Source organism: Pseudonocardia zijingensis (assembly GCF_042657305.1).
Taxonomy (GTDB): Bacteria; Actinomycetota; Actinomycetes; order Mycobacteriales; family Pseudonocardiaceae; genus Pseudonocardia; species Pseudonocardia zijingensis.
Genome location: NZ_JBHSKO010000015.1, coordinates 13,229 through 37,079, shown reverse-complemented (window position 1 = coordinate 37,079; position 23,851 = coordinate 13,229). Strand labels below are relative to the sequence as shown.

Genomic DNA, 23,851 nt, shown 5'->3' with positions numbered 1-23,851 from the left:
GGGGGAGTTGCTCGTGCTTCGTCAGGACATCAACGAACTGCTGACCCGCACCGGCCCGGGCACGCCGATGGGGGAGCTCTACCGGCAGTACTGGATACCGGCCTGCCTGGCCGAGGAACTGCCCGAGGACGACTGCGCCCCGGTGCGGATCAAGCTGCTGTCCGAGCGGCTCATCGCCTTCCGTGACAGCGCCGGCCGCTACGGCCTGATCGACGAGTTCTGCGCGCACCGCGGAGCCTCCCTCTGGTTCGGGCGCAACGAGGAGGGCGGGCTGCGCTGCCCGTACCACGGGTGGAAGTACGACGTCACCGGCCAGTGCGTCGAGGTGCCGTCGGAGGCCGACAACTCCCGCTTCTGCCGCAACGTCAAGCTCACGGCTTACCCGCTGGTGAAGATCGGCGACATCCTCTGGACCCACATGGGCGACCCGGCCACGCGGCCGCCGCTGCCCGAGTTCGAGTTCGCGCTCGTGCCCCCGGAGCAGACCTACACGTCCAAGCGCCTCCAGCAGTGCAACTGGCTGCAGGCGTTCGAGGGCGGCATCGACTCCAGCCACGTCACGTTCCTGCACTCCGGCGGGCTCAAGAACGACCCGCTCTTCAAGGGCGCGAAGGGCAACGAGTACAACCAGAAGGACACCAAGCCCTTCTTCGAGGTGGCCGACTCCGACGGCGGGCTCTTCGTCGGCGCCCGGCGCAACGCCGAGGAGGGCACCTACTACTGGCGGATCACGCCGTGGGTGATGCCGTCGTTCACGATGGTGCCCCCGCGCGGCGACCACCCGATCCACGGGCACTTCTGGATCCCGATCGACGACGAGAACTGCTGGGTCTACAGCTTCGACTACCACCCGGTGCGCCCGCTGTCCGCCGCGGAGCGCCAGGCCATGATCGACGGGCACGGGGTGCACAGCGAGAACATCCCCGGCACCTACCGGCCGGTCGCCAACCGCGACAACGACTACCTGATGGACCGCGAGAAGCAGCGGACGGGGGAGTACTACTCCGGGGTGAAGGGCATCGCGATCCAGGACGCGTCCCTGCAGGAGAGCATGGGGCCCATCGCCGACCGCACCAGGGAGCGGCTCGTGCCCGCCGACGCCGGGATCATCAAGGCACGCCAGAAGCTGCGCAAAGCCGCCGTTGCGCTGCGCGACCACGGCACGACCCCGCCCGGCGTGGACCCGGCGCACCACCGCGTCCGGTCCGCCGCCGTGGTGCTCCCGGACGCCGAGTCGTTCCTCGACGCCTGCAGCGACGACGTCCGGGTGCGCCCCGGCGTGCCGATCGCGTCGGTCTGATGGCTCCCGTCGAGTCCCGGGCCGACCCGGCCCTGCCGAGCAGCTGCGCCCGTGCGGCGACGGCGGCCGAGGCCCGCCACCGCATCCAACGCCCGATCGCGCCCGCGCGGGCCCCGCGGGTGGTCGCGCTCGACGACGGCGCGGTGGCGGTCGTCCGCCGCATGGCCCGGCTGCCGTGGGCGAACGCCCAGTTCTACGCCTGCGAGGCCGGCGGGGAAGCGGTGGTGCTGCGGCGGATCGAGGGCCGCCCGGCCGGCCTGGCCGACGAGCTGGTCGCCGCCGACGTCGTCGTCATGATCGCGACGGACGACCGCGGGGCAGGCGGGGCGCACGCCATCGGCACGGCGTGCGGGCAGCGCGGGATCATGACGGCGGGCCTGGTGGTGGCGGGTCCCGATGCCGGCGCCGACACCCATGCCGCAGACCGGGCCGTCGCCGCCCTGCGGCCGCACGCCCGCGTCCTGCTGCCGGGGGCGGACGAGAACGACGTGGTCGAGCTGCTGAGGGCCCTCCGTGCGTGAGGGGGCGGGCCCGCGGATCACGGTGCGGGGCCTGCACCGGATGAAGGCCGAGGGTCGCAAGATCGTCGGCGTGGTGGCGTGAGACCACCAGATCGCGCTGATCGCCGACCGCGCGGGCGTGGAGATCGTCTCGGTGGGCGACACCGTGGGCGTGAACCTCTGGGGCCACGCGAGCCCGCTCGAGATCACGGTGGACGAGATGCTCGTCGTGGCGCGCGCGGTGCGCCGCGGCGTGTCCCGCGCGCTGGTGTCGGCCGACCTCCCGTTCGGCCCGGTGCAGGAGGGCCCCGCGGAGGCCGTGCGGGCGGCGATCCGCTTCGTGAAGGAGGCGGGTGCCGACCTCGTGAAGGTCGACGGCGCCGCCGACCACCTCGACGCCGTGGAGGCCATCACCCGCGCCGGGATTCCCGTGTTCGCGCAGTTCGGCATCACGCCCCAGACCGCCCTGCGCCACGGCGTCGAATACTCCTCCACGCCGTCGGCCGCCGACCGGGTGCCGCCGGAGCTGACCGGCGAGATGGTCGCCACGGCGCGGCGGCTGGAGGAGGCGGGTGCGGTGCTGCTGAACTTCACGAACTCGGGCCCGGTGGCCGGGGCGGCGGTCGCGGAGGCGGCCACCGTGCCGGTGCTGGGCGGTTTCGGCGGCGGGCCGTGGCTCGACGGGCGGATGCGCATGGCGCACGCCGCGATCGGCTACGCCGCCTCGGGCCTGGACGAGGACCCGCCCGCGGCCTACGTGAACGTCGCGCGGACCACCCTCGACGTGCTCACGCGCTACGTCGACGACGTGCGCGGCGCCCGCCCGCTGCCCGGGGGGCGGTGAGCGTGCCCACCGCGGTGGCCGACGGGATCCCCACCCGTTTCGAGGTGACGGGGTCGGGGCCCCCGCTGCTGATGTTCTCGCCCGGCGGCTTCGACTCCACACTCGAGAGCTGGCGCACGGTCGGGATCCATCGCCGCCTCGACCTGCTGGGACAGCTGGCCACCCGCTACACGTGCATCACCTTCGACCGCCGCGAATCCGGCCGGTCCGGCGGCCGGGTGGAGCGGCTGACCTGGGACCGCTACGTGGCGCAGGCGGTCGGCCTGCTCGACCACCTCGGCATCGAGCGGGCCCACCTCGTGGGCGCCTGCGTCGGCTGCTCGAGCGCCGCGGCCATGGCGGTGGCCCAACCCGGCCGCGTCCGCTCCACGGTGCTGTTCTCGCCCGCGGGCGGGGTGCGCTACCGGCTGCGCCAGCAGGACCGGTTCGCCCGCCACCTCGCCCACGTGCAGGCCCACGGGCTCGACGGCGTGGCCGAGCTCGTGCGGGCGAGCGACGCGGGCTTCTCTGCCGATCCGCGGGTGGGCCCGTGGAACAGCGTGATCCGCACCGACCCGGCCTTCGCGGCCGCGTACGTGGCGCAGGACGTCGCGAGCTACGGGCTCGTGGTGACGGGTACGGCGCGCCTGCTGTTCGACCGCGACACGGTGCCGGGGCCGGAGCCGGAGGACCTGCTGCGCCTGGACGTGCCGGCGCTGGTCGTGCCGGGGCACGACGAGTCGCACGCCCCGTCGGCGGCGCACTACCTGCGGGAGTGCCTGCCGCGCGCGCAGTTCTGGGACGCGGGGCCCGCGGGGCCGACGCGGGAGACGGCGGCCGCGCGGGTGATGGAGTTCCTCGGCGCGGTCTGAGTCGGTCAGGCCTCGAGCCGGTGGGTGCCCGCGGCGAACAGGTTCTCCAGCTTCACCGGCTTGGTGAGGATCTTCTGGTCGACGGCCGTGCGCACGAGCTGCTCGAGCACGTCGCGGTTGGCGTCGAGGCCGTAGGGGAGGGGGTCGGCGCCGGTGGTCTCGAGCACCTGGCGGTACATCCGGTCGTGCGCGGTGGGGGCGGCGATCCCCCCGTTGTCCAGGCGCTCGACGTAGAGTTGCTTCGCGCGCGCGAACGCGTCGAAGATGCCGCCCGCGAGGTCGGGGTGGCGGCGCAGCACGTCGTCGCGGACGACGACGAGGTGGTTGATCGGGTACAGACCGCGCTCGCGCACCGCGGCGAGGGCGGTCTGAGTGGCGTCGGGGATCAGCGGCACGACGTCCGGGGCGTCGATGGGGGCGCCGAGCACCGCGGCGAGCTTCCCGCTGCGCAGCAGGTCCTCCAGGCTGCGCGGGGGCTTGACCGGCACGACGTTGGCGGGCGGCCGGTACTGGGCCACGTGCTCGTCGCCGGAGAGCACCCAGGTGACCTTGTCGAGGTCGACGCCGTACTCGTCGTGCAGGATCGCGCGCGCCCACACACCGGTGGTGACGGTGTAGCCGCGGTCGACCCCGACGCGGCGGCCCTCCAGGTCCTTCGGGCTGCGGATCCCGCTCCCGGCGGCCACCTGGATCACGCCGTGGTGCAGGCCGCGGGTGAGGAAGATCGGCAGCGCGGTGAACTCGACGTCGTGCTCCTTGGCCACCAGGTAGCTCATGAGCGCCATCTCGCTGACGTCGTAGGCCAGCTCGCGCACCATCCGGCGGAATCCGGAGACGAGGACCGGCACCTCCTCGAACTCGAAGCGGAACCCGTGGGGAGTGACCTCCCCTGTCTTCAACGCCTCGTTGGCTCCCTGCGTGCGGGTGACGGTCCGCAGCACGGGCCCGGGTTCCTGCATCTCGATCCCTTCTCGTGGCTCGGCCTCACCCTATGGTATTACCAATAGACCTCAATGACGGAGGCGGTCGATGGTCGATCGGGTGCTGGCAGCGGTCCGTACGGGCCCCGGCAGGACCGAGCTGTGCGAGTTCCCGATGCCCGACCCGGACGAGGACAGCGCCCTGCTCGAGGTCGAGGTGGCCGGGATCTGCGGCACCGACGTGAAAATGTACGCGACGCCGCCGACGGCCGCCCCCGTGATCATGGGGCATGAGAACGCCGGTGTCATCTCCAGGGCCGGGCGGCGGTTCACCGAGCGCAAAGGCGTGGGCGAGGGAGATCGGGTCTTCGTCGAGCACTACGTGGGCTGTTTCCACTGCGAATGGTGCCATGCGGGGGAGTACCGCCACTGCGCGCTCACCGACTGGCGCACCAATCCGGACGCCCGGCGATACGGCTACACCTCCGCGGACAATCCCGGCCGATTGTGGGGTGGGTTCGCGCAGTACATGTACCTGCCGTGGAACGCCGTGGTGCACAAGGTCCCCGACGGCGTGTCCGCCGAGCTGGCGGGGCTGGTGACGCCGCTGTCCAACGGCATCGAGTGGGCGCTGCGCGCCGGGCGGGTCGGCCACGGGTCCACGGTGCTCGTCCAGGGGCCGGGCCAGCAGGGGCTCTCCCAGGTCGTGGCGGCGAAGCAGGCAGGCGCGTCGCTGATCATCGTGACGGGCACGGCACGCGACGCGGCCCGGCTCGCGCTGGCCGAGGAGCTGGGTGCCGACGCCGTGATCGACGTCGAGCGGGAGGACCCCCTCGCGCGGGTGCTGCAGCTCACCGGCGGCCGCGGCGTCGACACCGTGCTGGACTGCACCTCCGGGGCCGGTACGGCGCCGCTCCTGCTCGGAATCGACGCGTTGCGCCGCCGCGAGGGGATCATGGTGACGCAGGGCGAGCTCGCGGCGTTCCCCGACTTCCCGCTGAAGAAGCTCACCGAGAAGGCGATCACCCTCGCGAGCGCGCGCGGCCACGGGTACCGGGCCGTCGAGCTGGCGCTCGGCGTGCTCGCGTCCGGGCGCTTCCCGCTCGAACGGCTGGCCACCCACACCTTCGGTCTCGGCCAGGTCGATCACGCGATCCGCACGCTGGCGGGCGAAACCGGGGAGGATGCGATCCACATCTCGCTGTCGCCGTGGAAGGAGCAAGCGTGAGCCTGGTGGTCCGCAACCCACCTCGTACCGACCGTGCGCTGGTCGAGGGCCTCGCCGAGTTCGGGGTGTCCACCATCCACGAGGCCCAGGGCCGGAGCGGGCTGCTCGACCCGGCCCTGCGTCCCGTCTGGCCCGGCGCACGGGTGGCAGGCACCGCCGTGACGGTGAGCGTGCCGCCCGGCGACAACTGGATGATCCACGTGGCCGTCGAGCAGTGCGCCGAGGGCGACGTGCTGGTGGTGGCGCCCACCACGGCGTCGTCGGCGGGCTACTTCGGGGAGCTGCTCGCCACCGCGCTCGCCCACCGCGGCGTGCGCGGTCTCGTGATCGACGCGGGCTGCCGCGACGTCGCCGAGCTGCGCGAGATGGGCTTCCCGGTCTGGTCGCGGCACGTGTCGGCCTTCGGCACGGTCAAGGAGACGCTCGGCGACGTCAACGTCGGCCTGGTGTGCGCCGGGCAGTGGGTGGAGCCGGGTGACGTCGTGGTCGCCGACGACGACGGGGTCGTCGTCGTGCCGCGTGCGCGGGCGGCCGATGCGCTGGCCGCCTCCCGGGCCCGCGAGGATCGGGAGGCGCGGGCGCGGGAGCGTTACGCCAAGGGCGAGCTGAGCCTCGACGTGAACGCGATGCGCGAGGCGCTCGCCGCGAAAGGCCTGACGTACGTGGACGCGGAGGACCACCACTGATGATCATCGACTGCCACGGCCACTACACGACCGTCCCGGCGGCCCAGGTGGAGTTCCGCGAGGCCCAGCTGGCCGCGCTGGCCGACCCGGCGCTGCCCGCACCCGCACCCGCCGAGGTGAGCGACGACGCCATCCGCGAGAGCGTGGAGGGCAATCAGCTGCGGATCCTGCGCGAGCGCGGCGGCGACCTCATGCTGTTCTCCCCGCGGGCGTCGTCGATGGCCCACCACGTGCCGGACCCCGCCACCGCGCGGGCGTGGGCCGCCACGAGCAACGACCTCGTCGCCCGGGTCGTGGGCCTGTACCCGCGGCATTTCGCCGCCGTCTGCCAGCTGCCCCAGACCCCCGCCGGGGCGCTCGACGACGCGGTGGCCGAGCTGCGTCGCTGCGTGGACGCCGGCTTCGTCGGCTGCAACCTCAACCCGGACCCGTCCGGCGGGTTCTGGAACTCCCCACCGCTCACCGACGAGTACTGGTTCCCGCTCTACGAGGCCATGGTGGAGCTGGACGTGCCGGCGATGGTGCACGTCTCGGCGTCGTGCAACCCCAACTTCCACGCGCTCGGTGCGCACTACCTCAACGCCGACACCTCCGCGTTCATGCAGTTCCTCGAGAGCGACCTGTTCACGCGCTTCCCGACCCTGCGGTTCGTCATCCCGCACGGCGGCGGCGCGATCCCCTACCACTGGGGCCGCTACCGCGGCCTCGCGATCCGGATGGGCAGGCCCGACCCCGCGACGCTGCTGTCCAACGTCTTCTTCGACACCTGCGTCTACCACCAGCCCGGGATCGACCTGCTCGCCCGCGTGCTGCCGGTCGAGAACATCCTCTTCGCCTCGGAGATGCTCGGCGCGGTCCGCGGCGCCGACCCCGACACCGGCGTCCCGTGGGACGACACGAAGTCCTACATCGACCGGCTCGAGCTCAGCGAGGAGCAGCGCCACCAGGTGTTCGAGGGCAACGTGCGGCGCGTCTACCCCCGCCTGGACGCGCAGCTGCGCGCCGCCGGGCGGTAGGGGTGGCGCGGCTGCGGCTGGCCTTCGCGTGCGGCGACTACGACCGCACGCGGGCGCTGTACGAGGGCACCGTCCAGCCGGACGGGATCGACCTGACCTACCTGCGCCTCCCGGTGGAGGAGACGTTCTTCCGGATGATGCGCCACCGCGAGTTCGAGGTGGCGGAGCTGTCGCTGTCGTCCTACGTGATGTCCCTCGACCTCGACCCGCCGCCGTTCGTCGCGCTGCCCGCCTACCCGTCGCGGCAGTTCCGCCACGGGGGTGTGTTCGTCCACGCCGGGTCCGGGATCGAGCGGCCCGAGGACCTGCGCGGCAAGGTCGTCGGCACGCCCGAGTGGCAGCTCACGGCGTGCGTCTGGATCCGTGGGATCCTCGCCGACCGCCACGGCGTGCCGGTCGACTCGGTCGAGTACCGGACCGGGGGCCAGGAGACGCCGGGGCGCGTCGAGAAGTCGCCGGTCGACCTCGGCGGGTGCGTGCGGATCGCGCCGATCCCGGACGGTGCGACGCTGTCGGGGATGCTCGCCGACGGCTCCATCGACGCGCTCCACAGCCCGCGCGTGCCCTCGTCGTTCCGCCCCGGTGGGCCGGTGCGGCGGCTGTTCGCGGACCCGGTGGCCGCGGAGAAGGAGTACTTCGCCGCCACCGGGATCTTCCCGATCATGCACGTGGTGGTGGTGCGCCGCGACGTCCACGAGCGCCACCCTTGGGTCGCGCAGTCCCTCACGAAGGCGCTGCACCTGGCCAAGCGGGCGGCGTTGTCCGACCTCTACGACTCCTCCGCGCTGCGGTTCAGCCTGCCCTGGCTCGTGCCCGCGGTGGAGGAGGCCAGGGCACTGATGGGGGAGGACTACTGGTCCTACGGGCTCGCCGCGAACGCGGAGACCCTCTCGACGTTCCTGCGCTACCACCACGAGCAGGGCCTGTCGCGGCGGCGGTACGCGCCGGAGGAGCTGTTCGCCCCGGAGGCCGTCGAGGAGTTCGTGATCTGAAGGCGCACCCCCGTGCTCCGGCCGGACGCGAGCAGGGGTGCTCCGATCGGCCGCAGCAAAGGTATGACTGTCGTGCCAAACTACGAGCCGTGCCGTTGATCACCGCAGCGTCGCGCAACCGGCCGGGGCGTGCCCTGTGCTGAGCGACGCCCTGAGCGGACTCGCGCAGGTGTTCCAGCCCGCGCCGCTCGCGCTGATGCTCCTCGGGGTGGCCATCGGCTTCGTGGTGGGGATCCTCCCCGGCCTGGGCGGGGCCGTGACGCTCGCGCTGATGCTCCCCTTCACCTACGACATGCAGCCGGTGGAGGCCTTCGCGTTCCTGCTCGGGATGTGGGTCGTCACCTCGACCACCGGCGACATCACGTCCGTCCTGTTCGGGGTGCCGGGAGAGGCCACGTCGGCGGCCACGGTGCTCGACGGGCACCCGATGACGAAGCGGGGCGAGGCCGGGCGGGCGCTCGGCGCGGTGCTCCTGTCCTCCGCGCTCGGTGCGGTCTTCGGCGCGCTCGTGCTCGCGCTGTCCATCCCGATCATCCGCCCGGTGGTGCTCCTGTTCGGCCCGCCGGAGTTCTTCGCCCTCACCGTCCTCGGCCTGACGTTCGTGGTGGCGCTCTCCGGTGGGCGGCTGCTCAAGGGCTTCGTCATGGCGAGCTTCGGCCTGCTCGTGGCGCTGGTCGGCATCGACCCGCAGGAGGGCGTGCCGCGCTACACCTTCGACCTGCTCTACCTGTGGGACGGCATCGGGATCGTCCCGCTGGTCGTGGGCCTCTTCGGCGGCGCCGAGGTGCTGCAGATCATGCTCACCCGGCGCAGCATCGCGCGCACCGACACCGGCACCGGCACCCCGATCACCGGCGTCGGTGAGGGCCTGCGCGACGTGTTGCGGCACTGGGCGCTCGTGATCCGCTCCAGCGCGATCGGCACGGGCGTCGGGGTGGTGCCGGGCCTCGGGGGCACCGTGGCCCAGTTCATGGCCTACGGCGCCGCACAGCAGAGCTCCAAGAACCCGGAGATGTTCGGCAAGGGCTCGATCGAGGGCGTGATCGCGGCCGGCGCGGTGAACAACGCCAAGGACAGCGGCTCCCTGATCCCGACGATCGGCTTCGGCATCCCCGGCGGCGCCGGCAGCGCCGTGCTGCTGTCGGCCTTCCTCGTGGTGGGGCTCAACCCCGGCCAGGAGATGCTCACCACCTCGCTCGACGTCACGTTCTCGATGATCTGGGTCACCGTCCTGGCCAACGCCGTGGCGGTGGCGGCGGCATTCCTGATCCTGCGGCCGCTCACCCGGCTCACCTTCGTCTCCGGCCCGCTCCTCGTGCCGTTCCTGCTGCTCGTGCTCGCCCTGGGCGCCTACACGTCGAGCAACGCGTTCGCCGACGTCCTCGTCATGATCGGGGCCGCCGCGGTGGGCGTCGTCTGCATCCGGTACGACTGGCCGCGTGTGCCGTTCCTGCTCGCGGTCGTGCTCGGCTCGCTGGCCGAGCGCTACCTGTTCCTGTCCCACTCGCTGTACGGGTGGACGTGGCTGAGCCGGCCGGTGGTCCTCGTGATCGCCGCGGCGATGCTCCTGGCGATCCTGGCCCCGGCGATCCGGAGGTTCCGCCACCGGCGGAAGAGCCCGCCGACGCCGACACCCGCGAGCGAGGAGGAGGCGGTGTGACCTCCGCCGAGCCGGCCACCGGGGATGCGGATGTGCGCAGGCGCCCCTCGCCCGAGGCGGTGGCCGACGTCGCCGTCACGGTGTTGCTCCTCGCCCTGTTCGCGTGGGCGTTCGTCGAGGCCGGCGGGTGGTCGCTGCGGGCCGCGCTGTTCCCGCGCCTCGTCACGGTGGCCGGCGTCGCGCTCGCGGCGCTGCACCTCGGGCTGGTGGTGCCGCGGCTGTGGCGGCCCGCGCCGGCTCCCGAGGGCGACCCCGACGGCGACACCGATGGCGACCCCGACGACGTCGCGCACGTCTTCCGGACGGCGGGGGCGCGGGCCTGGGCGTCAGCGCTCGCCTGGGTGACGACGTTCTTCGTGCTGCTCTACGTGGTCGGCCTCTACCTCACAGCGCCGATCTTCTCGCTGCTCTACCTCAGGTTCGCCGGCGGGAGGACGTGGATCTTCAGCGCTATCTACGCCATTGTGAGTGCTGTCCTGCTGTACGTCGCATTCGAGCTGGCGCTCGGCGTTCCGACGCCGTCCGGCCTGCTCCTGGACTGAACTCGAGGGGATCTTCGATGGGTGACCGCTCGTCCCGACGGCGGGGCCTCACGGCGGTAACGGCGCTGGGGGTCGGGGCAGCCGTGCTGGCGGGGTGTTCCAGCGGCCAGGCGAGCTCGGCGGAGGCCCTGACCGCCTGCTCCACGCTCGACGGGGAGACCGTGTCCCTGGTGGTGCCCTACGAGCCGGGCGGCGGCTACGACTCCTACGTGCGCCTGCTCGCGCCCTACCTGGAGGAGCAGACCGGCACCACGATCGCCGTGGAGAACCAGCCCGGCGCCGGTGGCCTGCTGGCGCTCAACAACCTCCTCACGGCCCGGCCCGACGGCACCACGATCGCGATCATGAACGGCGTCGGTGCGGGCGGCTCGTCCCTCGCCGGGGCCGAGGGGGCGCAGTTCGGCCTCGACGACTTCACCTACATCGGCCGCGTCGTGAGCGAGCCCCCGCTGATCGTCACCAGCGCGAGTGGGCCCTACCAGACCTTCGACGCCGTGCGCGCGGCGCAGGGCTTCCGGTGGGGGTCCACCGGACCGGGCGCGGAGGACTACGTCACCGCCTCGCTCCTGAACGCGGTGTTCGGCATCAACGCCGAGGTCGTCACCGGGTTCCCCGGCTCGGGCGAGACCGAGCTGGCGATCCTGCAGGGCGCCATCGACGGCATGTCCGGCAACCCCGGCAGCCGCCGCCAGGCCGTGGAGGAGGGCACGCAGACCCCCGTCCTGCGCATGGGCGAGGTGCCGTCGCCGTGGCTGCGGGTCGAGGTGCCGTGGGTCCGTGACGTGCCGATGACCGACGAGCAGCGGGCGCTGGTCGACGCGCACCTCGCGCTGATCGAGATCGGCCGCCCGCTCGTGGGCCCGCCCGGGATGGAGGACGCGCCGAAGAGCTGCTGGCGGGAGGCGATGGCCGCGGTGATGGCCAACCCGGACCTGCTCGCCGCGGCCCAGCAGCAGGAGCGCGAGCTCGCCTACCTCAGCGGAGAGGACCTCGACCGGCTCGTGGAGCGGATCATCACCGCGCCGCCGCAGTACCGCGAGCTGCTGGCAGGCATGTATTAAGTTCGAATGTCAGACCATGCGAAGGGGGCCGGCATGCCACCGCCCGACGACCCGCAGCCCGGCGAGGCGCACGAGCAGCTGTACCACAGCAACAAGAACCGCACCTTCGTCCGCGCGATCCAGGGCGAGTACGGGCTCACCGCCGAGCTCGAGCGGCTGCGGTCGATGCCGCGGGTGCAGAAGGCCAGCGAGATCAAGTTCGTCGACGGGCCGCAGGCGTACAGCCGCCACTACGTGGAACCGAAGGACGGCATCACGCAGACCTTCCACCTGCACCTGGAGGAGTACGGCCCCGGCGGGAAGTCGCAGAAGCACGGTCACGTCAACGAGGCGGCCTTCTACATCCTCGACGGGCGCGGCTACGAGATCCACGACGGCGAGCGCTACGACTGGGAGGCGGGCGACGTCGCGATCGTGCACAACAACTGCGTGCACCAGCACTTCAACGCCGACCCCGAGCGCCCGGCCCGCGCGCTGGTCATCAAGACCAAGCCGATGTACATGTTCATGAACATGCTCTTCCAGAAGCAGGTCGAGCCGCGGCAGACCACGCCCACGCCCGAGGGCGTCGGGTTCGAGGTCCGCGAGGAGGAAGAGGACTTCAACCATCCTCCGGAGGGGTACTGATGGCGTGGTCGGAGTCGGGTGCGTGGCTGGCGGGCACCGAGAACGCCCCGCTCTACGCCGACCTGCTGCAGGACGCAGCCGACGCCCCCCGGCGCAACGCGGGGCGGCGCAAGATCCTCAAACCGTCGGACATGCCGTGGGAGATGTCCCGGCAGGGGCTGCTCAAGCACCTGATCAACGAGGACATGAACACGCGCATGGAGACGGTCGACGCCTACATGCAGATCATCCCGGCCGGGAGCCGATCCGGTAAGCACCGCCACCTCGCCGAGGAGTGCCTCTACGTGGTGGAGGGCCGCGGCTACGACCTGCACCAGGACTGCGACGTCGAGATCACCGACACCTACCACTGGAAGCCGCAGGACGAGGTCAAGCGGTTCGAGTGGGAGGCGGGTGACGTGATCTACGTGCCGCCGAACACGATCCACCAGCACTTCAACGCCGATCCCCACCGGCCCGCCCGGCTCATCTCGGCGATCAACCGGATCTACAAGCACTCCGGCCTGAACGACCTGGAGCAGATCGAGGACGCGCCGGAGTACGACCCGTCGGTCGTGCTCGACGCCGAGAAGATCCGCGGGTACCTGCGCGCCGGGTAGGCGTCGCGGGCGGAGGACCAACGGGCCTCCGGGTGGCCGAACCTCCCCTGCACCTGCGCGAGACCACCCGGCTCGGGCAGCCGGCGCCGCGAGGTCCGGGGATTCCGCCCCCCGTCCGGGCGTCGGCTCGGCCGTCAGGGCACCCCGGGCCGGCGCGCTCTGCGCCGCCCGGCGCAGGCGCCGCCCCGGACGGGGGTCACCCCGGTGGCCTCGGGTGGGCCCGTGGCGCCGCGCCCACCGGTGGCCGGCGGCGCGGCGGCCGTTGGTGCCGGGCGATCCGGCGAGCACACTGTCGCGTCGCCGCGGTGGGACCACACCCACCGCCGGGTGCCGGCCGGATCGGGGTGTGCGCATGGCATTCGTCTCGCGGGGGTTCGTCGGCAGGCCCGAGGGCCGGCCGGAGACGGACGCGCTGCCCCCGGGACAGTACGACATCGGCAGCGGCTTCCCGGTGCTGTCGGCCGGGCCGACGCCGCGCACCGCCCTGGAGGACTGGGATCTCTCGATCGTCGGCGAGGTGGACGAGCCCCTGCGGCTGACGTGGCGGGAGTTCCAGGACCTGCCCCACGAGGAGATCACCGTCGACATCCACTGCGTCACGAAGTGGTCGAAGTTCGCGACCGCCTGGAGCGGCGTCCCCCTCGACACCCTGCTCGACCGGGTCGACACCGCGGCCGACCACCTGCTGGCGTTCTGCGACGGCGGCTACACCACCAACCTGCCCCTCGAGGACGTCACCGACGGGCAGGCCTGGATCGTCGACCGGTACGAGGGCGAGCCCCTCGAGGCGCAGCACGGCGGCCCGGCCCGGCTGCTCGTGCCGCACCTGTACTTCTGGAAGTCCGCGAAGTGGGTGCGCGGCGCGGCCCTGTCGAGCGTCGAGGAACCCGGCTTCTGGGAGTCGCTGGGCTACCACATCTACGGCGACCCGTGGCGCGAGCAGCGGTACGCGGGCGACTGACCTGGCGGCTCGCCACCGTCGCCGCGAACGCGCCCGAGGCCCGCGGCGTCCGCCGGTTGGCGCTGCGGATCGACGGGTGGGACGGGCACCTGCCCGGCCAGCACGTCGACGTCCGGCTCACCGCGCCCGACGGGTACCAGGCCCAGCGCAGCTACTCCGTCGCGTCGGCGCCCGGCAACGCCACCGTGGACCTGGTGGTGCAGCGGCTCGACGACGGGGAGGTCTCGCCGTACCTCACCGACGTGCTGCGCGCCGGGGACCAGCTGGAGTTGCGGGGCCCGATCGGCGGCTACTTCGTGTGGGACGCCCGCGATGACGCGCCGGTGCAGCTCGTGGCCGGGGGATCGGGAGTGGTGCCGTTCCTGTCGATGCTGGACCACCACGCCGCGACCGGGTCCGGAGCCCCGGTCCGCCTCCTGTACTCGGCGCGGACCCCCGCCGACGTCATCGGCCACGCCCGCCTGCAGCAGCACGAGGCGCGCGGGATCGGTGTCACGATCGCCCTGACCCGGGAGTGGCCGCCGGGGTGGACCGGCCCGTGCGGGCGGCTCACCCCGCAGACCGTGCGCGACCACGTCTGGCCCGCCCGCCGGGAGCCGCGCGTCTTCGTCTGCGGCACCACCGGCTTCGCCGAGGCGGTGGCGGACGGCCTCGTCGCGTCGGGGCACGCGCCGGCAGCCGTGCGGATCGAGCGGTTCGGGGATGCGAGAGGAGCCCGCCATGACCCCGGAGTCCCGACGGCTCGACGGTAACGCCGTCGCAGGCCGGCTGTCGGCAGTGTTCGCCTTCGAGACCACCGCCGCGCGCACCCGGTGCGCCGGGTGCGGCTCGACGGCCCCGCTGGGGGCCTACCACGTCTACGCCGATGCACCCGGCATGGTCGTGCGCTGCCCGGCCTGCGAGGCGATGGTGCTGCGGATCGCCGAGACGCCGGGGCGCACGTGGCTGGACATGAGCGGCGTCGCAGCACTCGACATCAGCACCTGAACCAGCACGTGAACCAGCACCTGGAGGAGGTCGTCATGACGAGCACCACCGTCCCGCACACCGGTCGCACCGCGATCGACCCGTTCGAGGTCCACGTGCCGGAGGAGCAGCTCGCGGAGCTGCGCCGCCGGCTCGTCGCGACGCGCCTGCCCACCCGGGAACTGGTCGCGGACCGCGCGCAGGGCGTGCAGCTCGCAACGGTGCGAGCACTGGCCCGGTATTGGGCCACCGAGTACGACTGGCGGGCCTGCGAGGCGCGGCTGAACGCGCTGCCGCAGTTCACCACGGAGATCGACGGGGTCGACGTCCACTTCGTCCACGTGCGGTCGCGGCACGAGGACGCGTTGCCGCTGATCATGACGCACGGCTGGCCCGGATCGGTGATCGAGCTGCTGGAGACGGTCGGGCCGCTGACCGATCCGACCGCCCACGGCGGCGCCGCCGAGGACGCGTTCCACCTGGTGCTGCCGTCGCTGCCGGGCTACGGCTTCTCGAGCGAGCCGGCCGAGCCCGGCTGGGAGTCCGGTCGCATCGCGCGCGCGTGGGCGGAGCTGATGGAGCGCCTCGGCTACTCGCGTTACGTTGCGCAGGGCGGTGATGTGGGCGCCACCGTGACCGACGCGATGGCGCGTCAGGCACCCGAGGGGCTGGCCGGCATCCACGTCAACCTGCTCGCCGGGGCGCTCGGCCTCGCGGACCGGCTGCCCGCGGGTTCCGAGCGCGAACGGGCGGCGCACGACGCGCTCCACACCTTCATGACCGACGGGTTCGGCTACTTCCTGGAGCAGTCCACCCGGCCGCAGACGATCGGCTACTCCCTGCTGGACTCGCCGGTCGGGCTGGCGGCCTGGCTGCTCGACCACGACACGGACAGCTACTACAAGATGTCCCGCGCCTTCGTCGAGCGCGACCCCGTCGGCAACCTCACGCGGGAGCACGTCGTCGACAACATCTCGCTGTACTGGCTCACGGGCACCGGCACCTCGGCCGCCCGCTGGTACTGGGAGTTCGGGCAGTTCGTCGCGGTGGCCGCGGCGACGGGCCGGGAACCACCGCCGGTCGCGGTGCCGGTGGCCTTCACGACGTTCCCTGGCGAGATCTGGGCGGCCCCGCGCAGCTGGGTGGAGACCGTCTACCCCGGCGTCGTGTACTTCCACGAGGCCGAGCGCGGCGGCCACTTCCCCGCCTGGGAGGAGCCGGAGGTCTTCGCCGCCGAGCTGCGGGCCGCGTTCCGGCCGCTGCGGGCGTGACCGGCTAGGAACGCCAGTTCTTCAGGCTGTCCAGGCCCACGGCCACGATGATGACCGCGCCTTTGATGATCAGCTGGGTGAAGAACGGGACGTTCATGAGCACCAGGCCGTTGCTGAGGACGCCGATGATGAGCGCGCCGACGAACGTGCCGTGGATGCGGCCGCGGCCGCCGAAGAGCGAGGTGCCGCCGAGCACCACCGCGGCGATCGCGTCGAGCTCGTAGCCCTCGCCCGCGCGGGGCTGGCCGGACTCGACGCGCGCGGCGAACATGACGCCCGCGAGGCCGGCCGTGAGCCCGGCGAGCAGGTACACCTGAAGCAGGACCCGCCGGACCTTGATGCCGGCCAGGCGGGCGGCCTCGACGTTGCCGCCCACTGCGTAGATGTGGCGGCCGAACGTGGTGCGTTCGAGGATGAACCACACCGCCACGTAGGTGATCACCATGACCACCACGGGGGAGGGGATCGCGGCGATGTTGCCGTTGCCCAGCAGGCGGAATCCCAGGTCGCCCTCGGCGATCAGCGGCTGGCCGTCGGTGAGGGCGTAGGCGGTGCCGCGCAGGTAGGTGAGCGCCCCGAGCGTCACGATGAACGCGGGCAGCGCCAGGTAGGCCACGAGGAAGCCGTTGAGCAGCCCGGCGGCCGCGCCGACCGCGATCCCGCCGAGCACGGCGACGACGGCGGGGGCGCCCGCGTTCCACAGCAGCACCGACGAGACGCCGGAGACGCCGATGACGGACCCCACCGACAGGTCGATGCCACCGGTCAGGATCACCAGCGTCATCCCCGCCGCCAGCACGGCGTTGATCGAGACGGCGCGGGCCACGTTGAAGCCGTTGGACAGGCTCAGGAAGTTCGGCGCGATCACAGCCATCAGCGCGACCATGGCCAGCAGCACGACGAGGATGCCGTAGCGGTCCCACACCTGGCCGAAGCTGGGCCGGGTGCGCTCCGCGGGCTCGGTCGCCGGCGTGCCCGCCGGGGCGGTCCGGGTCATGCCGTGGTGCCTCCGTTCTTCTCCGCGGCGGTGGCGACTCCCGTCGCGTGCAGCATGACCGCCTCCTCCGTGGCCTCCGACCGGTCGAGCTCGGCCACGATCCGCCCGCCGCGCACCACGAGGACGCGGTCGCTGATGCCGAGCGCCTCGGGCAGGTCGGAGGAGACCACGAGCACCGCGACGCCGCGGCTGACCTGCTCGTTGATGATCCGGTAGATCTCGTGCTTGGCGCCGATGTCCACGCCGCGCGTGGGCTCGTCGAGGATCAGCACCCGCGGGCCGACGGTGAGCCAGCGCCCCAGCACCACCTTCTGCTGGTTGCCGCCGGACAGGTGCCCCGCCTCCCGCGTGGGCGGGGTGCGGATGCCCAGGGCGTCCATCTGCCTGCGCGCCGCGTCACCGATGGCGCCGCGGCGCAGCACACCGAGGCGGGAGAGCCTGCCGAGCGCGGACGTGACGAGGTTGTCGCGGATCGACATCTGCAGGAACAAGGCCTGTTCCTTGCGGCTCTCGGGGAGCAGGCCGATGCCGTCGCGGATGCTGGTGTCGGGGGAGCGCTCGCCCAGGACCCTGCCCTCGAGCTCCACGGTGCCGCCCCGGGCGCGGTCGGCGCCGTAGATCATCCTCGCGATCTCGGTGCGGCCGGCACCGATCAGGCCGACCATGCCCACGACCTCGCCCGCCCGCAGGTCCAGGTCGACCGGGCCGATCCCGGCGCCGTCGGTGAGGCCGCGCACCCGCAGCACGACCTCGCCGGGGGTGCGGTCGTCGTGGACGTAGAGGTCCTCGACGTTGCGCCCGATCATCTGGGTGACCACCCGCTCCGGGGTGATCTCGGCCTTCTCGCTGGTGCCCACCGACCGCCCGTCGCGGAACACCGTGACCCGGTCGGCGAGCTCCCAGACCTCCTCCATCCGGTGGCTGATGTAGACCAGCCCCATCCCGGCGGCGCGCATCTCGTCGATGAGCGCGAAGAGCCGGCGGGCCTCCCGGTCCGACAGCGCCGCCGTGGGCTCGTCGAGCACGAGCACCCGGGCGTCCTCGGCGAGCGCGCGGGCGATCTCGACCATCTGCTGGCGGCCGACGGACAGGCGCCGCATCGGCAGCCGGGGGTCGATGTCGGCGCGGACGCGGGCGAGCTTCTCCTCGGCGTCGCGCAGCACGCGCCTGCGGTCGAGCGCACCCCAGCGCGTGCGCGGCTCGGCGCCCAGGGCCAGGTTCTCCGCCACCGTCATGTCGGGCACGGTGTTGAGCTCCTGGTGGATGATCGCGATTCCGAGCGCGGTGGCCTCGATCGGCGAGGAGATGGTGACCGGCTTCCCGTCGATGCGGATCGTGCCCGCGTCGGGGCTGTGGACGCCGGCCAGCACCTTCATCAGCGTCGACTTGCCCGCCCCGTTCTCCCCCATGAGGGCGTGGACCTCGCCGGTGCGCAGGTCGAAGTCGACGCCCCGCAGGGCGGGGGCGCCACCGAACGACTTGGTGACGCCCTCCATGGAGACCAGGGCGGTCATGCCCTACTGCCAGCCCTTGTACTGCGCCAGGTTCTCGCGGGTGATCATCTCGGTGGGCACGAGCACGGACTGCTCCTCCAGCTGCTCGCCCGCGAACAGCTTCTGGGCCATCTCCAGCGCGATCGCGCCCTGGGTGTTGGGGTCCTGCGCCGCCGTGGCCTCGAACATCGAGTCCGGCTTCTGCAGCTCCGCCACGGCCTCGGGCGACGCGTCGACCCCGACGATCACCAGGCCGCCGATACCGGCCTGCTGCGCGGCGAGCGTGGCGCCCAGGGCGGTGGGGTCGTTGATCCCGAAGATGCCCTTCACGTCGGGATGCGCGGTGAGCATGTCGGTGGCGATGGTGAGCGCCTCGGCGCGCCCGTTGTCGCCGTTCTGCTCGGCCACGATGCTGATCTGCGGGTAGTTCTGCAGCGCCTGCTTGCACCCGGTGACGCGGTCCTGCACCGACGAGATCGGCGTGCCGTTGATCAGCAGGATGTCGCCCGCGCCGCCGATCTGGTCGGCCAGGTAGGTGCAGGCCAGGTTGCCCGCCGCGGTGTTGTCGAGGGTGACCTGCGCCTCGGCGCCCCGCGCCGCGACGTCGACGGCCACCACCCGGATCCCGGCCTCCTTGGCGCGGTCGACCGCGGGCCCGATGCCGTCGGAGTCGACGGCGTTGATCAGCAGCACGTCGATCTGCTGCTGGATGAACGCGTCGATCTGCTCGTTCTGCGCGCCGAGGTCCTGCCGCCCGTCCTGCACGTTGACGGTGGCACCGATCTTCTCCGCCGCGGCCTGCACGCCGTTGGCCATCGACTGGAAGAACGGGTTGGACAGGTCCTGGACCATCAGGCCGATCGTCTCGACCTTCGCTCCCGGCCCTCCCCGCTCGGCGGTGACCGGATCACCCTCGCTACAGGCCGTGGCCACGGTGCACGCCAGCACCAGCCCGCTCGCCACCAGCAGTCGCTGCCGCAGCCCCATCCTCGTACCTCCTGCTCGCACCGTCGCGGGACGCGATGTTAACGCACACATCAGATAAGAGCGACGGCGCGCACCACCGCCTCGACCGAGCGGTCGACGTCGGCCTCCGTCGTGGCCGCGTTGGACACGGCGATGCGCATGTACCGGCGGCCGCGCCAGGTGGTGCCGCCCATCCAGCACGTGCCGTCGCGCTGCACCGCCGCGATCACCGCGTCGGTGCGGTCGTCGGAGCCGAAGCCCACGAGCACCTGGTTGAGCACGACCTCGTTCGCGATCTCCAGCCCACGGGCCGCCAGCCCCTCGGCGAAGCGGGCGGCGAGCCGGCAGCACCGTTCCACCAGCTCGGCCATCCCCTCCGCGCCGAGTTCGCGCAGCGCGGCCCACACGGCGAACCCGCGGGCGCGGCGCGACGACTCGGGGACGAGGTCGCCGGGCATCGGCACCGGGCCACCGGAGCCGGTGAGGTAGCTCGCCGCGTAGTTCATGGCCGCGACGTGCACGTCCGGGTGCGCGCAGATCGCGAAGCCGCAGTCGTAGGGCACGTTGAGCCACTTGTGCCCGTCGCAGGACCACGAGTCGGCCAGCTCGGCGCCCTCGACGAGGTGGGCGCGCCCGGGCGCGGCGGCCGCCCACAGCCCGAACGCGCCGTCCACGTGCACCCACGCGCCGTGCTCGCAGCCCAGCGCCACGGCCGTGCGCAGGTCGTCGCAGGCGCCCGTGTTGACGTTGCCCGCCTGCAGGCACAGGATCGTCGGCGCGCCGGGCTCGGCGGCGAGCACCCGGCCCAGGTCGGCGAGGTCGACGGCGCCGTTGCGGGCGGCGGCGACGGGCCGGATCGCGGCCGCGCCCAGGCCGAGCAGCCGCGCGGCGCGGTCGATCGTGGCGTGGCGCTCCTCGCCCGCCACGATCCGGACCCGCGGGGCGCCCTGCAACCCGTCGCGCTCGACGTCCCAGCCCGCGTCGCGCAGCACCCGGTGGCGGCCCGCGGCGAGCCCCACGGTGTTGCCCGCCTGCGCCCCGGTGACCATGCCGACGGTGGCGGTGGCGGGCAGGCCGAGCAGTTCGAGCAGCCACCGGCCCGCCGCCCGCTCGGCGGCCACGCCCGCGGGGGAGAGCGCGGCGTTGAACGGGGCCTGGTCCCACCCGGCGGCGAGCACGTCCGCCGCGGTGGCGGCCGGGAGCGCGCCTCCCACGACGAACCCGAAGTAGCGCGGCCCCGCGGTGCTCATCAACCCGCCCTCGGCGGCCGCCACGAGATCGGCCACCACTCGCTCGGGCGGGGTGCCCGTGCGGGGCAGCGGCCCGCCGAACCGCGCGAGCAGCGTCTCCTCGTCGACCGGCGCCTGCACGGGACGGTCGGGCAGCGACGCCCGGTAGTCCGCGGCGACGTCCGCGGCGTGGTGCAGGAGCGATCGCAGGTCCATCGCCGGATCGTACGAAGGCCATACGCTGGGCCCGTGGATCACGTGGACGCCGTGGTGGTCGGGGCCGGGATCAACGGGATGGCGGCCGCCGCGCACCTCGCAGGCGCCGGGTGGTCGGTCGCGCTCGTCGACGACCACCCCCGGATCGGCGGGTTCGTCGCGGGCGGCGAGCGCACGGTGCCGGGCTACCGGCACGACACCTACTCCTCGTGGCACCCGCTCTTCGTCACCGGTCCCGTCTACGCGGATCTGGGCGCCGACCTGCACCGGCACGGCCTGGAGTACGCCAACGCCGACGGGCCGGTCACGGCCACGGTGTCCGCCGACGGCGCCGTGACGCTCGCCCACCGCGACGTCGAGGCCACCGTGGCGGGCTTCGCCGAGCCTGCCGACCGCGACGCCTACCGCGCGGCGATCGCGCGGTTCGGGTCGCACGCCGCGCACCTCGGCGGGCTGCTGGGCAGCGAGCTGCGCTCGCCCGGCGTGCTCGCACCCCTGTTCGGGCTCGCCCGCGAGGGTGGGCGCCGCGAGGTGGCGGCCTACGCGCGGGAGGCGGTCACCAGCGGGCGGGCGTGGCTGCGCACCCATTTCCGTGGCCCCGAGGTGGACCGGCTCTGGGCGCCCTGGCTGCTGCACGCCGGTCTCGCGCCCGACAGCGCGTCGGGCGGGCTGATGGTGCCGGTGTTCGCCGCCACCCTGCACGCCGCGGGTCTGCCCGTCGTGGTCGGCGGCGCGGGGAACTTCCTCACCGCGTGGGAGCGGTTGCTCGCCGAGCGGGGCGTCGCGGTGCACACCGATCGCCGGGTCGACCGGGTGGTGCTGCGGGACGGGGTGGCCGCCGGGGTGGCGGGCGAGGGTTGGAGCATCCCGGCAGGGCGGGCCGTTCTCGCGTCGGTCGCGCCGCGCGCGCTGTACGGGTCGCTGCTGCCGCCCGGGGCCGTGCCGGCCGGGGTGGCCGAGGACGCGGCGCGGTTCCGGCCGGGGCGGGCGGCGGTGCAGGTGCACGTGGCGCTGTCGGGGCCGGTGCCGTGGCGCGATCCGGCGCTGGGCGCGGTGCCGCTGGTCCACCTCTCCGACGGCTCGTCGTCCACGGCGATCGCCTGCGCGGAGGCCGAGGCGGGCCTGCTGCCCCGGCACCCGACCGTGGTGGTCGGCCAGCAGCACGTCCTGGACCCCTCGCGGGTGCCCGCGGGCGCGGCCGCGCTGTGGCTGCAGCTGCAGGAGGTGCCGTTCGCCCCGGCCGGCGACGCGGCGGGCGAGCTGGACGTGAGCGCGGGCTGGGACGCCGGGCTGGCCCGCGGGTACGCCGACCGGGTGCTCGACCGGGTGGCCGCGCACGCGCCGGGGCTGCGCGACCTGGTGGTCGGGGTCGACGTGATCACTCCGGTCGACCTGGCGGCGTACAACCCGAACGCGGTGGCAGGCGACCCGTACGGCGGGTCGGCCGAGCTGGACCAGAACTTCCTGTGGCGCTCGAGCCACGCCACGCCCGTGCCGCGGCTGTGGCACATCGGCGCGTCCACCCACCCGGGCCCCGGGCTGGGCGGGGCGTCCGGGCACCTCGTGGCCCGGCGGCTCGCGGCGCCGACACCCCGGGAGCGGGTGCGCCGGGTGATCGGGTCCTAGCTCAGCCCCCGGTCACCAGCGGCACGAACGCCACGGCGCCGAGGTCCTCGACGCGGCCCGACCGGTAGCGCAGGAGCCGTCCCGACCCGCGGCGCCCGACCGGGCAGACCAGTGCGGCGCCCGGCGCGAGTTGCTCCAGCAGCGCGGGCGGGGGTTCGTCGCGGGCCATGGCCGTGACGACGATCCCGTCGAAGGGGGCGCGGTCGGGGGCGCCGAGCGCGCCGTCGCCGGTGCGGACCTCGACGTTCGTGCACCCGATCGCCGCGACCGCGGCGCGGGCGCGCTCGGCCAGCGCGGCGTGGCGTTCGATCGTCACCACCGAGCGGTGGCGGTGCGCGAGCACGGCCGCCCCGTACCCCGACCCCGTGCCGACCTCGAGGACGTGCGCGTCGGGCCCGGCCTGCAGGGCCGCCGTGCAGAGCGCGACGATCAGCGGCGCGGAGATGGTCTGGCCGAGGCCGATGGGCAGCGGGGTGTCCCGGTAGGCGTCGCGCGCCATCCCGGGCGGCACGAACCGCTCCCTCGGCACCTGCCGCATCGCGTCGAGGACGCGCTCGTCGGTGATCCCCTGGGCGCGCAGGCGCTCCACCATGGCGGCGCGCTCGGCCTCCCGGCTCGCCATGCCCGCGGGTTCCCGCGGCGCCCCCGACCCATGCGCGGGGTTGGGCCGGTCGGGGCCGGGTACCTCCAGAGCTCCCGAACCTCGCACCTTCGAAGGAGCTCCACCCGTGGCCCACCAGACCACCACCACCGACGTCGTCGACGAGCTGATCGCCGACCACCGCGAGGCCCTGTTCCTCCTCGACCGGATCGCCGCCACCACCGACCCGGCCGAGAAGCGCGACCTGGCCGACACCGTGATCGCCGAGGTCGTCCGGCACGCGATCGCCGAGGAGATGTACGTCTACCCGGCGATGCGCGAACACGTCCCGGGCGGGGACGAGGAGGTGGAGCACGACATCGAGGAGCACAAGGAGCTCGAGGAGACGATGAAGCAGCTGGAGGGCGTCGACGCGGCGGACCCCCGGTTCGACGAGGTCGTGCGGACGATGACCGAGCAGCTGCGCCACCACGCCCGGGACGAGGAGGCCGACCAGTTCCCGAAGCTGCGCGAGCACATCCCGCACGAGGAACTGGTGCGGCTGCGCGAGAAGGTCGAGACCGCCAAGCAGGTGGCGCCCACCCGCCCGCACCCGAGCGCCCCCAACTCGGAGCTGTTCCACAAGCTCGTGGGCCCGGGCGTGGGCCTGGTCGACCGGCTGCGCGACCGGCTCACCCACCGCGCCGGCTGAGGCCCGCC

Annotated in this window: 25 protein-coding genes; 19 read left to right on the top strand and 6 right to left on the bottom strand. The window is 73.3% G+C overall.

What is annotated here, in order from left to right; all coding sequences use genetic code 11:
- The first annotated feature begins 13 nt into the window (after positions 1–13).
- From ACFPL3_RS25795 to ACFPL3_RS25780, 4 genes are all read left to right on the top strand, one after another.
- On the top strand, positions 14–1,300 hold the full coding sequence (locus tag ACFPL3_RS25795) for an aromatic ring-hydroxylating dioxygenase subunit alpha (RefSeq protein ID WP_343945559.1): 1,287 nt from the start codon (positions 14–16) through the stop codon (positions 1,298–1,300).
- Positions 1,300–1,821, top strand: a complete 522-nt coding sequence (locus ACFPL3_RS25790) for a hypothetical protein (protein WP_343945558.1) — start codon at positions 1,300–1,302, stop codon at positions 1,819–1,821. The genes ACFPL3_RS25795 and ACFPL3_RS25790 overlap by 1 nt, the downstream gene beginning before the upstream one ends.
- A 91-nt stretch (positions 1,822–1,912) precedes the next feature.
- Positions 1,913–2,644 (top strand): 3-methyl-2-oxobutanoate hydroxymethyltransferase, encoded by a 732-nt coding sequence (locus ACFPL3_RS25785; RefSeq protein WP_343945588.1) that lies wholly within the window; start codon positions 1,913–1,915, stop codon positions 2,642–2,644.
- Positions 2,641–3,495 (top strand): alpha/beta fold hydrolase, encoded by an 855-nt coding sequence (locus ACFPL3_RS25780; RefSeq protein ID WP_343945557.1) that lies wholly within the window; start codon positions 2,641–2,643, stop codon positions 3,493–3,495. The genes ACFPL3_RS25785 and ACFPL3_RS25780 overlap by 4 nt, the downstream gene beginning before the upstream one ends.
- Before the next feature lie 5 nt (positions 3,496–3,500).
- On the opposite strand, the gene ACFPL3_RS25775 is transcribed toward ACFPL3_RS25780, so the two are convergent.
- Positions 3,501–4,454: a substrate-binding domain-containing protein gene (locus ACFPL3_RS25775; RefSeq protein WP_343945556.1), complete on the bottom strand. Its 954-nt coding sequence runs from the start codon at positions 4,452–4,454 to the stop codon at positions 3,501–3,503.
- A 70-nt stretch (positions 4,455–4,524) separates the two neighbouring features.
- Between ACFPL3_RS25775 and ACFPL3_RS25770 the strand changes: the two genes are divergently transcribed.
- From ACFPL3_RS25770 to ACFPL3_RS25710, 13 genes are all read left to right on the top strand, one after another.
- A complete protein-coding gene (locus ACFPL3_RS25770; protein WP_343945555.1) occupies positions 4,525–5,643 on the top strand; it encodes a zinc-dependent alcohol dehydrogenase in 1,119 nt (372 codons plus the stop codon).
- A gap of 2 nt (positions 5,644–5,645) precedes the next feature.
- Entirely contained in the window at positions 5,646–6,329 is a 684-nt protein-coding gene (locus ACFPL3_RS25765; RefSeq protein ID WP_343945587.1) for a 4-carboxy-4-hydroxy-2-oxoadipate aldolase/oxaloacetate decarboxylase, read from the top strand.
- Entirely contained in the window at positions 6,329–7,345 is a 1,017-nt protein-coding gene (locus ACFPL3_RS25760; protein ID WP_343945554.1) for an amidohydrolase family protein, read from the top strand. The genes ACFPL3_RS25765 and ACFPL3_RS25760 overlap by 1 nt, the downstream gene beginning before the upstream one ends.
- Positions 7,346–7,347: 2 nt before the next feature.
- Complete coding sequence (locus tag ACFPL3_RS25755) at positions 7,348–8,337, top strand: ABC transporter substrate-binding protein (RefSeq protein ID WP_343945553.1); 990 nt, start codon at positions 7,348–7,350, stop codon at positions 8,335–8,337.
- Between the two features lie 136 nt (positions 8,338–8,473).
- A complete protein-coding gene (locus ACFPL3_RS25750; protein ID WP_343945552.1) occupies positions 8,474–9,997 on the top strand; it encodes a tripartite tricarboxylate transporter permease in 1,524 nt (507 codons plus the stop codon).
- Positions 9,994–10,539 carry a tripartite tricarboxylate transporter TctB family protein gene (locus ACFPL3_RS25745; RefSeq protein ID WP_343945551.1) on the top strand — a complete coding sequence of 182 codons (546 nt, stop codon included), beginning with the start codon at positions 9,994–9,996 and terminating at the stop codon, positions 10,537–10,539. Before ACFPL3_RS25750 ends, ACFPL3_RS25745 begins: the two co-directional genes overlap by 4 nt.
- Positions 10,540–10,556: 17 nt before the next feature.
- Positions 10,557–11,600: a Bug family tripartite tricarboxylate transporter substrate binding protein gene (locus tag ACFPL3_RS25740; protein WP_343945550.1), complete on the top strand. Its 1,044-nt coding sequence runs from the start codon at positions 10,557–10,559 to the stop codon at positions 11,598–11,600.
- 33 nt (positions 11,601–11,633) lie between these two features.
- The gene (locus ACFPL3_RS25735) at positions 11,634–12,227 is read left to right on the top strand and encodes a cupin domain-containing protein (RefSeq protein WP_343945549.1); all 594 of its coding nucleotides are present in this window, start codon (positions 11,634–11,636) and stop codon (positions 12,225–12,227) included.
- Positions 12,227–12,826: a cupin domain-containing protein gene (locus ACFPL3_RS25730; protein ID WP_343945548.1), complete on the top strand. Its 600-nt coding sequence runs from the start codon at positions 12,227–12,229 to the stop codon at positions 12,824–12,826. Before ACFPL3_RS25735 ends, ACFPL3_RS25730 begins: the two co-directional genes overlap by 1 nt.
- Before the next feature lie 352 nt (positions 12,827–13,178).
- Positions 13,179–13,787, top strand: coding sequence for a molybdopterin-dependent oxidoreductase (locus ACFPL3_RS25725; protein ID WP_343945547.1), 609 nt, complete (start codon positions 13,179–13,181; stop codon positions 13,785–13,787).
- Positions 13,757–14,539, top strand: a complete 783-nt coding sequence (locus tag ACFPL3_RS25720) for a ferredoxin reductase (protein ID WP_343945546.1) — start codon at positions 13,757–13,759, stop codon at positions 14,537–14,539. The genes ACFPL3_RS25725 and ACFPL3_RS25720 overlap by 31 nt, the downstream gene beginning before the upstream one ends.
- On the top strand, positions 14,508–14,774 hold the full coding sequence (locus ACFPL3_RS25715) for a DUF6510 family protein (protein ID WP_343945545.1): 267 nt from the start codon (positions 14,508–14,510) through the stop codon (positions 14,772–14,774). The genes ACFPL3_RS25720 and ACFPL3_RS25715 overlap by 32 nt, the downstream gene beginning before the upstream one ends.
- Before the next feature lie 35 nt (positions 14,775–14,809).
- Complete coding sequence (locus ACFPL3_RS25710) at positions 14,810–16,024, top strand: epoxide hydrolase family protein (protein WP_343945544.1); 1,215 nt, start codon at positions 14,810–14,812, stop codon at positions 16,022–16,024.
- 4 nt (positions 16,025–16,028) lie between these two features.
- On the opposite strand, the gene ACFPL3_RS25705 is transcribed toward ACFPL3_RS25710, so the two are convergent.
- From ACFPL3_RS25705 to ACFPL3_RS25690, 4 genes are read right to left on the bottom strand one after another with little or no spacing between them, the layout of a single operon-like run.
- Positions 16,029–17,021 carry an ABC transporter permease subunit gene (locus ACFPL3_RS25705; RefSeq protein ID WP_343945543.1) on the bottom strand — a complete coding sequence of 331 codons (993 nt, stop codon included), beginning with the start codon at positions 17,019–17,021 and terminating at the stop codon, positions 16,029–16,031.
- Positions 17,018–18,535, bottom strand: coding sequence for a sugar ABC transporter ATP-binding protein (locus ACFPL3_RS25700; RefSeq protein ID WP_343945542.1), 1,518 nt, complete (start codon positions 18,533–18,535; stop codon positions 17,018–17,020). Before ACFPL3_RS25700 ends, ACFPL3_RS25705 begins: the two co-directional genes overlap by 4 nt.
- 3 nt (positions 18,536–18,538) lie before the next feature.
- Positions 18,539–19,501 carry an ABC transporter substrate-binding protein gene (locus ACFPL3_RS25695; RefSeq protein WP_343945541.1) on the bottom strand — a complete coding sequence of 321 codons (963 nt, stop codon included), beginning with the start codon at positions 19,499–19,501 and terminating at the stop codon, positions 18,539–18,541.
- Positions 19,502–19,551: 50 nt separating this feature from the next.
- On the bottom strand, positions 19,552–20,925 hold the full coding sequence (locus ACFPL3_RS25690; RefSeq protein ID WP_379589686.1) for a pyridoxal phosphate-dependent decarboxylase family protein: 1,374 nt from the start codon (positions 20,923–20,925) through the stop codon (positions 19,552–19,554).
- Between the two features lie 33 nt (positions 20,926–20,958).
- Between ACFPL3_RS25690 and ACFPL3_RS25685 the strand changes: the two genes are divergently transcribed.
- A complete protein-coding gene (locus tag ACFPL3_RS25685) occupies positions 20,959–22,551 on the top strand; it encodes a phytoene desaturase family protein (RefSeq protein WP_343946707.1) in 1,593 nt (530 codons plus the stop codon).
- Position 22,552: 1 nt separating this feature from the next.
- On the opposite strand, the gene ACFPL3_RS25680 is transcribed toward ACFPL3_RS25685, so the two are convergent.
- Positions 22,553–23,173, bottom strand: coding sequence for a protein-L-isoaspartate(D-aspartate) O-methyltransferase (locus ACFPL3_RS25680; protein ID WP_343946706.1), 621 nt, complete (start codon positions 23,171–23,173; stop codon positions 22,553–22,555).
- A gap of 106 nt (positions 23,174–23,279) precedes the next feature.
- Between ACFPL3_RS25680 and ACFPL3_RS25675 the strand changes: the two genes are divergently transcribed.
- Positions 23,280–23,843, top strand: a complete 564-nt coding sequence (locus tag ACFPL3_RS25675) for a hemerythrin domain-containing protein (RefSeq protein ID WP_343946705.1) — start codon at positions 23,280–23,282, stop codon at positions 23,841–23,843.
- Positions 23,844–23,851: the final 8 nt, after the last annotated feature.

Coding starts and splice junctions, on each gene's coding strand:
- ACFPL3_RS25790 (WP_343945558.1), top strand. CDS start 1,300: ATGGCTCCCGTCGAGTCCCGGGCCGACCCGGCCCTGCCGAGCAGCTGC.
- ACFPL3_RS25775 (WP_343945556.1), bottom strand. CDS start 4,454: ATGCAGGAACCCGGGCCCGTGCTGCGGACCGTCACCCGCACGCAGGGA.
- ACFPL3_RS25770 (WP_343945555.1), top strand. CDS start 4,525: ATGGTCGATCGGGTGCTGGCAGCGGTCCGTACGGGCCCCGGCAGGACC.
- ACFPL3_RS25760 (WP_343945554.1), top strand. CDS start 6,329: ATGATCATCGACTGCCACGGCCACTACACGACCGTCCCGGCGGCCCAG.
- ACFPL3_RS25740 (WP_343945550.1), top strand. CDS start 10,557: ATGGGTGACCGCTCGTCCCGACGGCGGGGCCTCACGGCGGTAACGGCG.
- ACFPL3_RS25735 (WP_343945549.1), top strand. CDS start 11,634: ATGCCACCGCCCGACGACCCGCAGCCCGGCGAGGCGCACGAGCAGCTG.
- ACFPL3_RS25730 (WP_343945548.1), top strand. CDS start 12,227: ATGGCGTGGTCGGAGTCGGGTGCGTGGCTGGCGGGCACCGAGAACGCC.
- ACFPL3_RS25725 (WP_343945547.1), top strand. CDS start 13,179: ATGGCATTCGTCTCGCGGGGGTTCGTCGGCAGGCCCGAGGGCCGGCCG.
- ACFPL3_RS25715 (WP_343945545.1), top strand. CDS start 14,508: ATGACCCCGGAGTCCCGACGGCTCGACGGTAACGCCGTCGCAGGCCGG.
- ACFPL3_RS25710 (WP_343945544.1), top strand. CDS start 14,810: ATGACGAGCACCACCGTCCCGCACACCGGTCGCACCGCGATCGACCCG.
- ACFPL3_RS25705 (WP_343945543.1), bottom strand. CDS start 17,021: ATGACCCGGACCGCCCCGGCGGGCACGCCGGCGACCGAGCCCGCGGAG.
- ACFPL3_RS25700 (WP_343945542.1), bottom strand. CDS start 18,535: ATGACCGCCCTGGTCTCCATGGAGGGCGTCACCAAGTCGTTCGGTGGC.
- ACFPL3_RS25695 (WP_343945541.1), bottom strand. CDS start 19,501: ATGGGGCTGCGGCAGCGACTGCTGGTGGCGAGCGGGCTGGTGCTGGCG.
- ACFPL3_RS25690 (WP_379589686.1), bottom strand. CDS start 20,925: ATGGACCTGCGATCGCTCCTGCACCACGCCGCGGACGTCGCCGCGGAC.
- ACFPL3_RS25680 (WP_343946706.1), bottom strand. CDS start 23,173: ATGGCGAGCCGGGAGGCCGAGCGCGCCGCCATGGTGGAGCGCCTGCGC.